The organism is Pseudomonas sp. IT-P218, assembly GCF_949767605.1.
Classification (GTDB): domain Bacteria; phylum Pseudomonadota; class Gammaproteobacteria; order Pseudomonadales; family Pseudomonadaceae; genus Aquipseudomonas; species Aquipseudomonas putida_AE.
This window is the reverse complement of the sequence record NZ_CATKQQ010000011.1, coordinates 302,526-317,107: the sequence shown is the minus strand read 5'-3', so window position 1 is coordinate 317,107 and position 14,582 is coordinate 302,526. Positions and strand designations below refer to the sequence as shown.

The following is a 14,582-nucleotide window of genomic DNA, read 5'->3' as shown; positions in this document are numbered from 1 at the left end:
GCGCTCCTGGTGATTGCCCTGACAGTCGCCTCAAACAACAGCGGGTGCGATGGCCGGCGCTTTGCGCTCGATGTCCATCCAGGCCCGAACGCTGTCGCGATCCCACTGGCGGCGGACATAGGCCGCGAGCCGCGCCGGGACTTGATCGCCATGGGCGACCAGCCGGTTGAGCATGATCGCCAGGTCCGTGTCGGCAATGCTCCAGTCGCCGAAGAGGTGCTCGGCGCCCTCCTCCAGCAAGCGGTCGGCGACGAAAAACAGGCGTTCGACCGCGGCCTTGGCATCGTCGGAGAGCGGCGCGAGTTGCTTGCCGAAGTACACCAGGTCGAAGGGACGCTCCTTGCGAACCACCAGCAAATCGCTGCGCAGCCAGGCCTGAAGTTGGCGGGCCCGGGCGCGCTGCTGGATGTCTTGCGGGAAGAGTCTGGTATGTCCCGGGGCGAGTTCCTCCAGGTACTCGGCGATGGCGGAAGACTCCGACAGCGCAAAACCTGCGTGAACTAAGGTGGGAATCTTGCAGGTCAGGGAAATATCACGATATTTATCCTGATAGTTCTCGCGCGCTTTTAAATCCAGGGTAACAAACTCAAATGAAAGTTGCTTTTCCCTGAGCGCCACAAACGCCGACATGGCAAAAGCACTGACAAAATCCGCACCCACATAGAGTTTAAGCTTGTTGCTTTCCATAGAACGCTCCCTTGAACTAAACACATAAATCCGTTGCATTCCAGGCGATCGTAGTAAGTTGACCGGGCGCTGAATAGATACAGAAATTGTCCGTTTGCATCGATACAGATGGCAAATTGCCACGGGGCAACGCGGGTACAGCAGAAATGAAAAAGGGAGTCGGCGAATGCGGACTCCCTGGTGGGCAACGGAGGGGAAATTACAGCGAGCGGGGGATCAGGCCAACGTTGTCGTTGTAGTTGGCGAGCAGCAGCGCCTGGGGCATGTTGCTGATGTTGAGCATGGCCAGCGGCTCGGTGGCGCTGGTGTTGACGAAGCCGTGGCGGGTCCAGGCCGGCACCAGCAGCACGTCTCCACTGCCTACGCCCACGGCCTCGGCATCGCCCAGGGTCAAGGTGCCGTTGCCGCTCTGGATGATGAACAGGTGCCACCAGGCATGAACATGGCCGATGAGTTCCGCGCCCGGTATCAACCATTGCATGGACACGGCCATTCCGGGGGTCAGCGAGCAGCCGTCGAGGCTACTGTGGTGGGCCAGCGCGACAATATCGACATCGCTCGCCTCAAGGCTTTTGCGCATAGCCGTTAGTTCAACATCCTTCCACACCCGTGGTTTTAGCGGTTGTTGAACCAGACTTTGGCGAAAGTCCTTATATGAAAAGAACGCACCTTGAACGCTGTTCATGTTCGGGTTCCAACCTATTCTGCCGAGTTGAGTTATCCGACCTTAGGCGAACATTTAATCGCTGTAAAGTCGAACAACTCAGACTTATAACGCAGAAGGTCGCAACGCCACGATCATGTCCACTTCCACTGCCGCGTTTTTTGGCAACTGATAAACGCCGACGGTCGTGCGAGTATGTTTGCCCGCATCGCCCAGTACGTGACTGAAAACATCCGAGGCGCCGTTGGCCACTTCGCTGAGGTCTACAAAATCCGCGGTGGATTTAACATACACCGAGACCCTGATCAGCGATTTGATCTTGTCCAGCGAACCGATGGCATCGACAATCAACGCCAACCCGCGCATCGCGCAGAGGCTAGCGGCCGCTTGCGCATCCGCCATGTCGAGGTCCAGGCCGACCCGGCCGGGGTATTGGATCTTGCCGTTCACCCGCGGCACCATGCCGCTGATATGCAACTCGTCGTGGTGACGAATCAGCGGAGCGTAATGCCCGCCCACGCTGTTTTCGCCGTAGATGTCGTAGTCGAATTCCTTCGCCAGCGCGATGAAGCGCTCATCACAGGTCATGTGCTCAATCATTTAACAAACCTCTTGATCAGTACTGCAAAAAACATTGATCCCTGATGCTCAACACAGCATCCGTGCAGGTGGCGCCAGGCTGTTGATCCCGATGCTCGACTCAGCGGCCTCGGCCAGGCGAAGCAGGTCATTGCTGAGCTGTGTGTAGTCTTCGTTGAACAACACGATGTGGCCGATGAACGAGAAGTTGTCTTTCACCAGCGCGCTGACCGCATCGCCAATGCGCTTGGTTACCACCGCCTCCACCAGGTCGATGTCCAGCGAGCGGGCCAGGGCCTGGATGTCCGGTACATCGCGCAGGATGCCGCCCGTGCTCGCCCGCAGCAGGCGTATGCCGCAGTAGCCGCGCGGCACCGGTTCCCGGTTATCGACCTGGCCTTCCACGGCCCAGCGCACCCAGCGCTCCCACGGGTCGAAATCGACGAATGCCTGACGTGCCAGGTCCCAGATGTGCATGCCCCCGGGGCGCATGTTGGTTTCAACGGCCGAGGTGCGATGGTTGGCCCGGTAGAACACCTCGTTGTGCCAGGCACCGTTGTCCTGGGAAACCAACCCCGCCATGTGCTGGCCGGCAGCCTTCAGTCGAGCCTGTACCTCAGGCGCCAAGGGAGCGGGCACCACTTGCTGGATCTCGGCGCGGTAGGCGCCTTCGGTGGTGGTTTTTTCGGTGATCCAGGTACTTCCGGCGACATAATCCCAGCTGTATTCCCGGGCGTTCTGGATCAGCTCTTCGAGTACGATTCCGCCCTCGCGATAAGGCTTGAGTGCCTGCCACGCGTCGTCGCATTCGGACGGGTGTCGGATGACCCGACAGCCTCGGCTGGCACCTTCGCAGGCGGGCTTGATGAACGCCTTGCCGCCCAGCTCGATCACGCGCTGACGCAGGTCCGGCAGGCTCTCGATACGGCTGGAAACCACCGGCCGGTAATCTTCGGGAGCCGTGCTGGCGCAAGCTTCGAGCTGGCGGAAAATCTGTTTGTCCAACCCCGCCCGGGCCTCGGCGGGAGAAATACCGGGCAAGCCGAAATGACTGGCCAGCGCCGCACCGAGCAGCACGCCACGGTCGGAAAACGGCAGCACGCCGATCAGCTTCCAGCGATCGGCGTTCAGGCACCCCACCACCAGCTCGAGGGAGGCCGCTACGTCCTGCTCGGCCAGCGAAGTGCTGCAGACATGGTCCGCCACCTGATCGTCATAGGGCTGGACCTGCTCGACCAGCAGGATCAGCCTGGCGTTGTACAGCGACTTGCACAGATCGCGCAGCTTCTGGATATCGTGAACCCGACTGCCGTTGTACCCCACCACTACTACGCATGAAGTCGTATTCATAGAGCCCCCGACTTGCAAAGTGAAAACCGAAACAGCGATGACTCAGTCGTGCAACGACGCGATGGATTGCCGGTTGAGCCAGTACCAGACCAGGATCCCGCCAGCGCCGATGGCAGCCAGCACCAACGCGTTATAGGGCGGTGGCGCGACCCGCATGATCAACACGGTCAACCCGGCGCCGACGCCCAGGGACACTTCCTTGACGAACATGTTGTTCTGCTTGACCGAGAAATAATCGAGGTGGCTGAAGGCGCATTCGGCGATGGACAGCAGCGCCACCCAGATGAGCGCGCCGACCAGGGTGTCGACGTGGAACGCGGCAGGCGACGACAGCACGGCAAAACCGCCGACAATGATGCCGATCACCGTCAGCACCTTGAAGCGCCCGGTGCTCTCGATCAGCTTCATGACCGGCACTTGCGCGAAGACCACCACGGCGCTGTTGAGGATCAGCATCAGCCCATACCAGGCCGGCAGCTCGCCGGTCTTGAGCAGGATCGCCTGTGGCAGGATCGAGAACACGCCGAACAGCTTTATGCCCATGATGACGCCGGCGATGACCCACGGCAGTTTGTTGCGCCAGCCGCTGCCGTCCTGGCTGGCGGGACGGGCCACCACGGGGTCACAGGTGAAGGTCGCGCCCATGGCGATCGGCAGGCACAACAGGACGAAACCGGCGGCGCCCAGGAAGAACAGGGTCGGGGTCAGCAGCGGCGACAGCAGGATCAGCCCTGCCAGCAGGCTGCCCATGTTCATGGCGACACGGTTGTAGGCGGCGCCCTCCTTGGTCTGCGCCGCTTCGCTCTTGATCAGGTAACCGGCAATCGCAATGCCATAGGCGAACAACGCCGCGGCAAACATGACCACGCCTTGGTTGTTTGTGATCGCCAGCAGCACCAGCCCCATGGCGGCGCACAGCAGCGTAACGCTCAAGGAGCGGCGGCCGAGTACCAGCAGGGTCAACGGCAACAGCAGCAACAGGGCCCGATACCCCAGGGCCAGGATGCTGTTGGTGGCGGTATCGAGCCAGACGTTGGCCTTGCCCAGCACCGCAAACAGCGACACGGCGGTGATGATCCGGATGGTGAACAAGCGCAGGTTGATGACCGGCTTGGCCGCGACGACCGTTGTTTCGACACTCATGCAACACCTCACGAACCTGGCATCGATCAACCGGCATAGGTCGACCCTCCAGAAACTCTGTAAGGCGATGGTAGAAAGAGATGCTTGTCTTGGTCAGAGCAAGTTCGTATAGAATCAAACGAACTTTACTGCCAGAGAGACCAGTAAAATGCAGGCTCAGCGCGCAGTGATCGCCGCTATCGAGTTCCAGCCGGGTGTGCCGCTGGTGCAGCAGATCGTCGATCAGTTGTCGGTGGCAATCACCAAGGGCGGCCTGCCCCACGGCTCAAGGCTGCCACCGATCCGCGAACTCTCCGACCTGATGCATGTGGGCAAGTCCACGGTGGTCGACGCCCTCGACCGCTTGCGCGCCAAGGGCCTGGTGGTGTCACGCCAGGGCTCGGGGCATTACGTGCACCGTTCCAGCACTACCCTCCAGGCCAGCGCCGGCCCCGACCTGCTGCCCCAGGACACCCTCAGCGTGGTCCGCCGCGCGGTGCTCCTGGACAATGGCGCGCTGCGCCCGGGGGCCGGTTTCCTGCCGTCCTCGTGGTTGCCTGCCGAAGAATTGCTCAAAGCCGTGCGCGGCACCCTTCGCGCCACCACGCTGCGCATGGGTGAATACGGTAATGCCAGCGGTTACCTGCCACTGCGCCAGGCCTTGCGGGTGAAGATGGCGACCCTGGGCATCGAAGCGCCGGTGGAGCAGATCATCACCACCGCCAACACCGTACAAGCCATCGACATGCTGATGCGCCTGCTGGTCAAACCCGGCGACACGGTGCTGCTCGACGACCCGTGCTACTTCACGATGCACACCAACCTGGCCTGGCACGGCGCCAAGGTCATCACCATCCGCCGCGATTGCGACGGCATGGACCTGGAAGCGTTCGAGCAACTGCTGATCGCCCACCGTCCTGTGCTCTACATGACCAACAACGCCCTGCACAACCCGACCGGCCACTCGTTCACCTCGGCGCAGGTCTACCGCCTGGTGGAACTGAGCCATCGCTACCATTTCCACATCCTCGAGGACGACCTGTACTGCGACATGCAGCAACGCCGAACGCCGCGCCTGGCTGCGAGCGGGCTGGACAACGTGTCCTATGTCTCGGGCTTCTCCAAGACCCTGACCGCCAACAGCCGCGTCAGCTTTGCGGTGCTGTCACCGCAACTGGCGGCGCGGATGGTGACCCTGAAAATGGCCTGCGGCGGCATGACCTCGGAAATGGCCGAGCAGATCATCTGCACCATGCTCAGCGACGGCAGTTACTCCAAGCACATGCGCCGCACCGTGGACCGGCTTTATGAGTCGAACAGCCGGGTGGCGGCGTGGCTAGGTGAAGCCGGGTGTTCAGTATCCTCACTGCCCGGTGAAGGGTTATACATCTGGACGCGATTGCCGGATGGATACGATGCCGAAACCCTGGCACGCAAGGGCCTGGAAATCGACCTGGTGCTGGCGCCGGGGACCATGCTCAGCAAGGCCGCGGATGGCAACCAGTTTCTGCGGTTCAACGTGGCGCACAGTGATCATGTGCAGGTGCGGGAACGGTTCTTCCGCTTGCTGGACAAGCCACACAAATAACTGACCACCCCCAATCCCTGTGGGAGCGGGCTTGCTCGCGAAGAGGACGTTATATCCAGCATCAATGTCGCCTGAAACAACGCTTTCGCGAGCAAGCCCGCTCCCACAAGGGTCCTGCGGGGCTCAATCCCATCCCGGCCAACACAAGGCCACGATTGTGCCTTCCGATATCCACACGCTAACTTCGACCGGTCGCTGCCAATTCAGCGACCGGGCCTGATAACTCGAATTCCCCAAGACCTGAAAACCATCGGCCTCACCCCTTCTGCTACCACACCAACGAACCACTGTTGCGCATCAACCCTGGTGTCCGGTCATCTCTGCCCTCTCCCACGCCTGCGACCTGCTCCACCTCGCCAAACTGATCGCCTCAGAAGCCGCCATGGTTCGCGACTCCGACCGACATGCCTGGGCCTCGCATTTCCTGCAGGACATGAGCAAGGCGATCATCGATGACGTGGTGAAGGTGCTCGAAGCACCGTGTAACAACCGCGCGTAAATGAAAAAGCCCCGGGTTTCTTTCGAAACTCGGGGCTTTTCAAGTGTTCGCTAAGCTCGATCAAACCACTGCCAGTCGATCAACCATATCCGGGAATTTCTCCACCAATCTGATCAACAAGGCTGCCTGTGCATTAGGCTTCGACTTTTCCTGTTCCCAGTTTCTCAAAGTACTGGGGCTGGTTCGAATTCGCTTGGCAAAAACGGCTTGGGACATGTGTAACTTTTCCCGTAACGCAACGATTTCTTGCGCCCCTACCTCGGGGGCCGGAATATCCTCCACCGTCGTATTGCGCAACGTAATCTTGCCTTCGCGTTGAGCCGCCATCTCATCAACGCCCTGCATCAACTCTGCAAACAGGTCGCGTTTTTTCATGGGGTACCTCGTTTTTTCAACTCTGCTTCTATGGCTTTCTTGAGCGCCTTCTCTTGCTCGGCAGTCAAATTCTCAAGCTCATCTTTGTCATAAATTGCAAACATCCAGAACTGACCATCATTCATAAGCCAATAATAGATAACCCGCAAGCCACCTCGCTTGCCTTTACCTCGACGCCCATCCGCCCAACGCAGTTTCCGGAAACCGCCTGTTCGAGGCATCACGTCCCCCGCTTGCGGATAGAGCTGCATATGGGTTTGCAGCGCTCGATACTCATCGTCCGTCAGATAGTTTCCAACGGTCGCTGTGAAGGATGTGGTTTCGAAGAATACGGTTCGCATGCGCAAACTATAGGCAAGTTGCCTATAGTCAGGCAAGCAGCGGATCATCTTCCTGACGAACCGTCTTTTCGAATCCCTATTCCCAGATCCAACAAAAAGCCCCGCTCTTCTCTCGAAGGCGGGGCTTTTCGGTGCAGCTCTGAATCTTAAGGCGCGTACGTCAGCAGCAGCTCGGTCGGCACTTTGAAGTCCAGGGACATCATCACGCTCAACGCGGTAATGGTGAAGATCGAGAACACGAACAGCTTGCGTGCCCAGACCGTGTCATCCACTGCCTTGTAGCCGGTCCAGGCCATGTACAACCAGTACATGCCCATGGCCGCGGCGACGGCGAGGTAGCTCATGCCGGCGTAGCCGCTGAAGGTCAGCATCAAGGTCGCCACGAGGAAGGCCAGGATGTAGAGCAGGATGTGCTTCTTGGCCACCTGGATGCCGCGCTTCACTGGCAGCACCGGAATCGATGCGGCCAGGTAATCGTTGAAGCGGAAGATCGCGATGGCGTAGGAATGCGGCATCTGCCACAGGCTGAACATCACCAGCAGGGTCAGCGCGGCCATGTCGAAGGTGTTGCTGACTGCGACATAGCCAATTACCGGCGGCATGGCGCCCGACAGACTGCCCACCAGCGTGCCGTGAACCGACTTGCGCTTGAGGTACAGGCTGTAGAAGCCGACGTAGATCACGAAGCCGATCACGGCGAACAAAGCGGCCAACGGGTTGGCCACCTTGTACAACAACGCAACGCCGAGAACACCCAGGACGGTCGCATAGATCAGGGCCAGTTTCAGGGAGATGAGGCCCTGGACCAGCACCCGGTTCTTGGTGCGTTCCATCTTGATGTCGATGTCGCGGTCGATGCAGTTGTTGAACACGCAACCGGAGGCGACGACCAGAGAAGTGCCGATCATGGCTGCCAGAAACACGGCCAGATCGACATGCCCTTTCGAGGCCAGGAAGAACCCGCCTGCCACAGAAAGCACGTTACCGAAAATGATCCCCGGTTTGGTGATTTGGATAAAGTGCTTGAGCGACATCGGGTCTACCTCACTTCGCCATCATGTACGTGTGGATGCTGAACATGATCCACAGCGACAGGCCAACCAGCAGCACGATCACGATGGCCGTAAAGACGAAAGCGATCACGTTGTTACGCTGAGCGATGGAACGGTCCAGGTGCAGGAAGTAATACAGGTGAACGATCACCTGGATCACTGCGAACAGCAGAACGATTGCCAGCGTGGTGGCCTTCGGCAGGCTCGGGTACATCACCAGACCGAACGGGATGACGGTCAGGATCACCGACAGGATGAAGCCGATGGCGTACGACTTTACGCTGCCGTGGCCAGCATCATGGCTGTCATGGGAGTGTGCATTAGCCATTACAGGGTCCCCATCAGGTAGACAACGGTGAAGACGCAGATCCAGACCACGTCCAGGAAGTGCCAGAACAGGCTCAGGCAACTCAGGCGAGTCTTGTTGGTCGACGTCAGGCCCTTTTTCTGCACCTGATACATCATGATCGCCATCCAGATCAAACCGGCGGACACGTGCAGACCGTGAGTACCGACCAGGGTAAAGAACGCGGACAGGAAGCCTGAACGGCTAGGGCCGTAGCCTTCGGAGATCAAGATGTGGAACTCGTTGATCTCCATCGCGATAAAGCCTGCGCCCAACAGGAAGGTCATGCCCAGCCAGGTCAGCACCGCCTTCTTGTTGCCCTTGTACAACGCCAGCATGGCGAAGCCGTAGGTGATCGAACTGAACAGCAGCAGAGCTGTTTCGCCCAGTACGTATGGCAGTTCGAAGATGTCGTGGCCCGACGGGCCACCCGCTACGTTGTTAACCAGTACCGCGTATACCGCGAAGATCGACGCAAACAGAATGCAGTCGGTCATCAGGTAGAGCCAGAAACCGTATACGGTCATCTCGCCCGAGTCGTGGTGGTGGTCATCGTGCCCATGGTCACCATGGGCGTGTCCAACATTGGTCACTAAGTTCGACATGGTTTAAGCCTGTTCCAACGAGGTTTCAACACGGGTGGCGGTGGCCGGGATTTTCCCTGCCGCTACCAGACGCTTGTGCTGCTCGGCTTCGATGCGCTCGATCGTTTCAACCGGGACCATATAGCCCTGGTCGTCACGTGCAGCGTGGATCACGAAGTAGGCGACAGTGCCTACCAGGCTCGCGATTGCCAGCCACCAGATGTGCCAGATCATCGCGAAACCGAACACGGTCAGCAGAGCGCCCATGACCACACCGGTAGCGGTGTTGTTTGGCATGTGGATCGGCTCGTACCTGGCCGGAGCCTTGTACGCGGTGCCGTTTTCCTTGGCTTCGGTGAACGGGTCGATGCAGTCAGCCTTGGGCAGCACGGCAAAGTTGTAGAACGGAGGTGGCGACGAGGTCGACCATTCCAGAGTGTGGGCATTCCACGGGTCACCGTGTTCGCACATGTTCTCTGGCTTGTTGCGGTCACGCACACTGACGTACAGCTGGATCAGTTGGCAGGCGATACCGAAGGCGATCATCACCGCACCGAACATGGCGACGTACAGGTACGGCACCCACTCAGGGTTGGTGGTGGCGTTCAGACGACGGGTCATGCCCATGAAGCCCAGTGCATAGAGCGGCATGAACGCGACGAAGAAGCCCGAGATCCAGAACCAGAACGCTGCTTTACCCCAGCCTTCGTGCAGCTTGAAGCCGAACGCTTTCGGGAAGTAGAACGCGAAACCTGCGATGTAGCCGAATACCGCGCCGCCGATGATCACGTTGTGGAAGTGCGCGATCACGAACAGGCTGTTGTGCAGGACGAAGTCAGCACCCGGGATGGCCAGCAGTACGCCGGTCATGCCGCCGATGGCGAAGGTCACCATGAAGCCCAGGGTCCACAGCACCTGGCTGGTGAAACGCAGACGACCCTGGTAGATGGTGAACAGCCAGTTGAACAGTTTCACACCCGTCGGGATGGAAATCAGCATCGTCGCCAGACCGAAGAAGGCGTTGACGCTGGCACCCGAACCCATGGTGAAGAAGTGGTGCAGCCAAACCATGAAGCCCAGTACCGAGATCGCGCCCGAGGCGTAGATCATCGAGTGGTGGCCGAACAGTTTCTTGCCGGTGAACGCCGAGATCACTTCCGAGAAGATGCCGAATGCCGGCAGGATCAGGATGTAAACCTCAGGGTGGCCCCAGGCCCAGAACAGGTTGACGTACATCATTGGATTGCCACCAAGTTCATTGGTGAAAATGTGGAAATCCATGTAACGGTCGAGGGTCAGCAGTGCCAGGGTAGCGGTCAGGATCGGGAACGAAGCCACGATCAGCACGTTGGCCCAGGTGCAGGTCCAGGTGAAGATCGGCATGTCCATCAGCTTCATGCCAGGGGTACGCATTTTCAGCACGGTGGCGAGGAAGTTAACCCCCGTCAGCGTCGTACCTAACCCGGATAGCTGTAGCGCCCAGATGTAGTAGTCCATCCCCACGCCAGGGCTGTACTGCAGGCCCGACAGCGGCGGATAGGCAACCCAACCGGTCTTGGCGAATTCGCCGACGCCCAGGGACAGGTTGATCAGCACCACGCCGGAAACCAGCAGCCAGAAGCTCAGGGAGTTCAGGAACGGGAAGGCAACGTCACGCGCGCCGATCTGCAGCGGCACTGCAAGGTTCATCAGGCCGGTGAAGAATGGCATCGCCATGAAGATGATCATGATCACACCGTGGGCGGTGAAGATCTGGTCATAGTGTTCAGGTGGCAGGTAGCCAGGCGAACCCTCGGTGGCCATGGCCAGCTGGGTACGCATCATGATGGCGTCGGCAAAGCCGCGCAGCAGCATGACCATGGCGACGATGATGTACATCACGCCGATTTTCTTGTGGTCGACCGAAGTCAGCCACTCGGTCCACAGATAGGTCCACTTCTTGAAATAAGTGATACCCGCGAACAGTGCCAGACCACCGAGCGCGATCATGGCGATGGTCACCATCACGATCGGCTCGTGGAACGGCACCGCTTCCCAACTTAATTTACCAAACATCGTTTACTCCTCTGCCCCGGCAGCTGAATGCGAGTTCATGTCCGTAGCGGCCACTTCTTTCTCTTTCTTCTCGTGCTTGACCTTAGGACCAGGTTTCATGCCTTCGTACTTGTCGACGATGATCTGGAACAGGTTCGGCGTCACCGAGGAGTAGAGCTCGACTGGGTTGTTCTGGCTCTGCTTGGAAAGGGCTGCGTATTCAGCTTGTTCAAGCTGTTTAGGTGCCTTTTTGACTTCACTTACCCAGGCGTCGAAATCTTCCTGGGAAGTTGCGATCGCTTTGAATTTCATACCGGTGAAACCGGCACCGCTGTAGTTGGCAGAGATGCCGTCCATTTCAGCGTTGCGGTCGGCGATCAGGTGCATTCTGGTCTGCATGCCCGCCATCGCGTAGATCTGGCCGCCCAGGCCCGGGATGAAGAACGAGTTCATCACGGCGTCGGAGGTGATCTTGAAGTTGATTGGCGTGTGCGCCGGGAACACGATCTTGTTGACCGTGGCAATGCCTTGTTCCGGGTAGATGAACAGCCACTTCCAGTCCAGCGCGACCACTTCGATGGTCACAGGCTTCACGTCGGATTCGATCGGACGGTACGGGTCCAGCTCGTGGGTCGACTTGTAGGTGATGTAACCCAGGGCAATGATGATCAACACCGGAACAGTCCACACCGCGATCTCGATCTTGGTGGAGTGGTTCCATTTAGGCGTGTAGGTCGCCTTGGTGTTGGACGCGCGGTATTTCCAGGCGAACAGGAAGGTCATCACGATGACCGGCACCACGACCAACAGCATCAGCAGCGTGGCGGTGATGATCAGGTTTCGCTGTTCCAGGCCAACCTGGCCCGTGGGATTGAGCAAGGTCATGTTGCAGCCTCCCAGCAACAACGTGCCGAGCAGCGGCAATAAGCCTAGTAGTCTGGGGTACCTGTTTTTACTCATCTCACGACCTCTAAAGCAGCTTGCGCAATGCAGTTGGGTTTTGATCGCCAACACTTCACCCTGCCAAGGGTTGGCATTTTTCTTGGATTGAATAAGGGCTTGCCCGTCGAGCGTCAGAGGCGTTTCGACAAATCCTGGGCCAGCGGTGAGTTCTTATTCGAATTCGTGGTCAAAGGCCTTGTTACAGCCCAATTCCATTTGGTGCGGATAGTTGGAGGCACCGACACCTGGGCGTCACATGAGGCCAAAAGGCCTCTCGACACCCTCGTGCCACTCATGCACCAGAGCCTGGGTGAGCAGTGCCGGGAATTCAGTGCGGGCGATTGTAGATATGTAGCGTTTTATAAACCATGTCTTATCCCGAAATAATTTTTATCCCTGACCGCAACAATCCTGACTCAATTGTGTAAAAGTGGCGCATCTTATCGAAATTGATTCTCAACAAAAACACCAAAAATAGTAGGGCTACCACCCTCGATTCAGACAGCCTTAGACGCTCGAACAGGGTCCGAAACCCCGCCCTAGCCCCGGTATGACAAGGGCTCTGGCAAATCGCCACAACCTGTTAAAACTGTCTGTTCCCGTTTGCCCCCGCAAATATCAGGCGACGCTCATACACGCCAATTTCATTGCAGGACGCCACACCAATCCAACCCTCGAAAGCGCCGTGCGACACTCGCGATGTGACAACATGTCGCACATTTGTCGCACCCCTCGTTGCCGCTCGTCACGGTCTTTTCACCTGGCCCCGGAAATGCAAAAACGCCCCGGCCCTCTCATCGAGGACCGGGGCGTTTCGGGTCTATCAGCGCAGCGACTTGCGATTGCGCAGCGTCAGCAACGGCACCAGTACCACCACCAGCACGAAGGCCACCAGCGCCCACTGCGCCAGGGACAAGCCCAGGATCGGCGGGTACGGCGTGGAGCAGAAACCGTCGACCTGGAAGCCCAGCGGGAAGATCTTCGCCAGCGGCAAGCCATCGACTATCGGTTGCAGCACATCGATGCCACAACTGACGGCCGGATAGAACTGCGTATAGACGTGATGCCCCGCCACCCCGACGCCGGCCAGGGCACAAATCACCACCAGGGTCTCCAGCACCGTGATGCTGCGGCGGGTGCGCATGGCCGCACCGATGAACGCGAAGAGCGCGATCAACAACAGTGCATAACGCTGCAGGATGCACAACGGGCACGGCGCCTCGCCCAACACCACCTGCATGTACAGCGCACCGCCGATCAGCGCCAGGCAGATGATGCCCAACAGCACCAGGTAGCGCCGTTCACGGCCCAGACGCATCGTTTCCTCGCTCATCGTGTTTCCCTTTTGACTATCGATTGCCCGCCAGTTTACACGCTGGCCTTGACCTTTGAGAGGGCTGGAGCGCACTGGCGGATTGTGGGGAAATAGACGACAGGCCGGTTAAGACGGGATTAACCCTGACGACCCCGGCCCCTCGAACTCGGCCTGCAACAACTTCACAAAGGCCTCGCGAGCCGGGTGCCGGCCCGCGCTTTCGTGCCAGTAAAAGAGGTTGTCGATGCTCGTCAGTTCCGGGAACTCATAGCCCTGGCAACCTGCGCTAAGACCATACTGCTCGTAGATACCCCGGGGCACCAGCGCGACGCCGGCACCAGCGCTGACACAGCCAACGATGGTGCCATAGCTGGCGATGCTGACAATCGGCTGCACCTGGTCATGGCGCAACAGCCACTGTTCCAGCGCGAAGCGGTACGGGCAACCCGGGGGCCACATGAAAATCGCCTTGCCCTGCAGGTCCGCCGCCTTGCGCAAAGGCCCATGGGAGGCGGATGCGATGAGAATCAGGTCTTCGCGGTACATCACTTCCCGCTGCAGTCCCGGGCGATCAACGTTGACCGCCACGAACGCCCCATCCAGCCGACGATGCTGGGTGTCGTCGAGTAATTGAGCCCAGGTTCCGGTGCTCAACTCCAGCATCACCTGTGGATAAAGCTCGTGGTACTTGGCCAGTAACCTGGGCAATCGCCCCGTGGCACTGGATTCGATGGCACCAATGCGCAGAGGACCGCTCGGCGCACTGCCGGGTGCCAACGCCCTGCGCGCCTCTTCGGCCAGGCCGAGGATTTTCGTCGTGTACTCAAGAAACACCTCCCCGGCGGGGGTGATTCGCAATCCTCGGCCGTCGCGAGAAAACAGCGGCGTACCGAGTTCACGCTCCAGGGACTTGAGGCGCGCGGTGATATTGGACGGCACACAGTGCAGCGCCTCGGCCGCGCGCGCGATGCTGCCCAGGTGATGAACCGTGTTGAACATGCGCAGCTGGGACAGCTCCATAGGTCACCCAAAGTGAATGCTTAAGTCAGTTTAAGTCACTTGTAGTGAATTCATAGGGTTTTGATAATTCGAGTGTCGGCATTG

Annotated in this window: 15 protein-coding genes and 1 pseudogene; 2 read left to right on the top strand and 14 right to left on the bottom strand. The window is 59.0% G+C overall.

The genetic code is table 11. The features are described from left to right. Nucleotides 1-30: 30 nt before the first annotated feature. The 5 genes from yfcF to ACM6I6_RS08050 form a co-directional block, all read right to left on the bottom strand. Complete coding sequence (gene yfcF, locus ACM6I6_RS08070; protein WP_414919707.1) at nt 31-687, bottom strand: glutathione transferase; 657 nt, start codon at nt 685-687, stop codon at nt 31-33. Nucleotides 688-886: 199 nt separating this feature from the next. Then, nucleotides 887-1,372, bottom strand: coding sequence for a cupin domain-containing protein (locus tag ACM6I6_RS08065; protein WP_414919706.1), 486 nt, complete (start codon nt 1,370-1,372; stop codon nt 887-889). Nucleotides 1,373-1,456: 84 nt separating this feature from the next. Further along, on the bottom strand, nt 1,457-1,951 hold the full coding sequence (locus ACM6I6_RS08060; RefSeq protein WP_274073907.1) for a RidA family protein: 495 nt from the start codon (nt 1,949-1,951) through the stop codon (nt 1,457-1,459). A 48-nt stretch (nt 1,952-1,999) separates the two neighbouring features. Further along, the gene (locus ACM6I6_RS08055) at nt 2,000-3,280 is read right to left on the bottom strand and encodes an ATP-grasp domain-containing protein (protein WP_414919705.1); all 1,281 of its coding nucleotides are present in this window, start codon (nt 3,278-3,280) and stop codon (nt 2,000-2,002) included. Between the two features lie 42 nt (nt 3,281-3,322). Then, entirely contained in the window at nt 3,323-4,423 is a 1,101-nt protein-coding gene (locus tag ACM6I6_RS08050; RefSeq protein ID WP_414919704.1) for a hypothetical protein, read from the bottom strand. A gap of 148 nt (nt 4,424-4,571) precedes the next feature. Between ACM6I6_RS08050 and ACM6I6_RS08045 the strand changes: the two genes are divergently transcribed. Then, nucleotides 4,572-5,990, top strand: coding sequence for a PLP-dependent aminotransferase family protein (locus ACM6I6_RS08045; RefSeq protein WP_274073910.1), 1,419 nt, complete (start codon nt 4,572-4,574; stop codon nt 5,988-5,990). Between the two features lie 228 nt (nt 5,991-6,218). Further along, nucleotides 6,219-6,489 (top strand): annotated as a pseudogene (locus tag ACM6I6_RS08040) (DUF3077 domain-containing protein). 60 nt (nt 6,490-6,549) lie between these two features. On the opposite strand, the gene ACM6I6_RS08035 reads toward ACM6I6_RS08040, so the two are convergent. The 9 genes from ACM6I6_RS08035 to ACM6I6_RS07995 all read right to left on the bottom strand — a co-directional run bounded on the left by ACM6I6_RS08035 (nt 6,550) and on the right by ACM6I6_RS07995 (nt 14,498). Beyond that, entirely contained in the window at nt 6,550-6,864 is a 315-nt protein-coding gene (locus tag ACM6I6_RS08035; protein ID WP_008060552.1) for a helix-turn-helix domain-containing protein, read from the bottom strand. Then, on the bottom strand, nt 6,861-7,205 hold the full coding sequence (locus ACM6I6_RS08030) for a toxin (protein ID WP_323605635.1): 345 nt from the start codon (nt 7,203-7,205) through the stop codon (nt 6,861-6,863). The genes ACM6I6_RS08035 and ACM6I6_RS08030 overlap by 4 nt, the downstream gene beginning before the upstream one ends. A 146-nt stretch (nt 7,206-7,351) precedes the next feature. Then, nucleotides 7,352-8,239, bottom strand: coding sequence for a heme o synthase (gene cyoE / locus ACM6I6_RS08025; protein WP_274073912.1), 888 nt, complete (start codon nt 8,237-8,239; stop codon nt 7,352-7,354). A gap of 10 nt (nt 8,240-8,249) precedes the next feature. Then, nucleotides 8,250-8,585, bottom strand: a complete 336-nt coding sequence (gene cyoD / locus ACM6I6_RS08020) for a cytochrome o ubiquinol oxidase subunit IV (RefSeq protein ID WP_007916940.1) — start codon at nt 8,583-8,585, stop codon at nt 8,250-8,252. Continuing rightward, on the bottom strand, nt 8,585-9,208 hold the full coding sequence (locus tag ACM6I6_RS08015; protein ID WP_033038499.1) for a cytochrome o ubiquinol oxidase subunit III: 624 nt from the start codon (nt 9,206-9,208) through the stop codon (nt 8,585-8,587). The genes cyoD and ACM6I6_RS08015 overlap by 1 nt, the downstream gene beginning before the upstream one ends. A gap of 3 nt (nt 9,209-9,211) precedes the next feature. Beyond that, complete coding sequence (gene cyoB / locus ACM6I6_RS08010) at nt 9,212-11,242, bottom strand: cytochrome o ubiquinol oxidase subunit I (protein ID WP_274073913.1); 2,031 nt, start codon at nt 11,240-11,242, stop codon at nt 9,212-9,214. Nucleotides 11,243-11,245: 3 nt separating this feature from the next. Further along, nucleotides 11,246-12,181 carry a ubiquinol oxidase subunit II gene (cyoA, locus tag ACM6I6_RS08005; RefSeq protein ID WP_046820452.1) on the bottom strand — a complete coding sequence of 312 codons (936 nt, stop codon included), beginning with the start codon at nt 12,179-12,181 and terminating at the stop codon, nt 11,246-11,248. Nucleotides 12,182-12,986: 805 nt separating this feature from the next. Next, entirely contained in the window at nt 12,987-13,496 is a 510-nt protein-coding gene (locus tag ACM6I6_RS08000; RefSeq protein ID WP_274073914.1) for a disulfide bond formation protein B, read from the bottom strand. Nucleotides 13,497-13,604: 108 nt separating this feature from the next. Beyond that, nucleotides 13,605-14,498 carry a LysR family transcriptional regulator gene (locus ACM6I6_RS07995; RefSeq protein WP_323605631.1) on the bottom strand — a complete coding sequence of 298 codons (894 nt, stop codon included), beginning with the start codon at nt 14,496-14,498 and terminating at the stop codon, nt 13,605-13,607. Between the last annotated feature and the right edge of the window lie 84 nt (nt 14,499-14,582).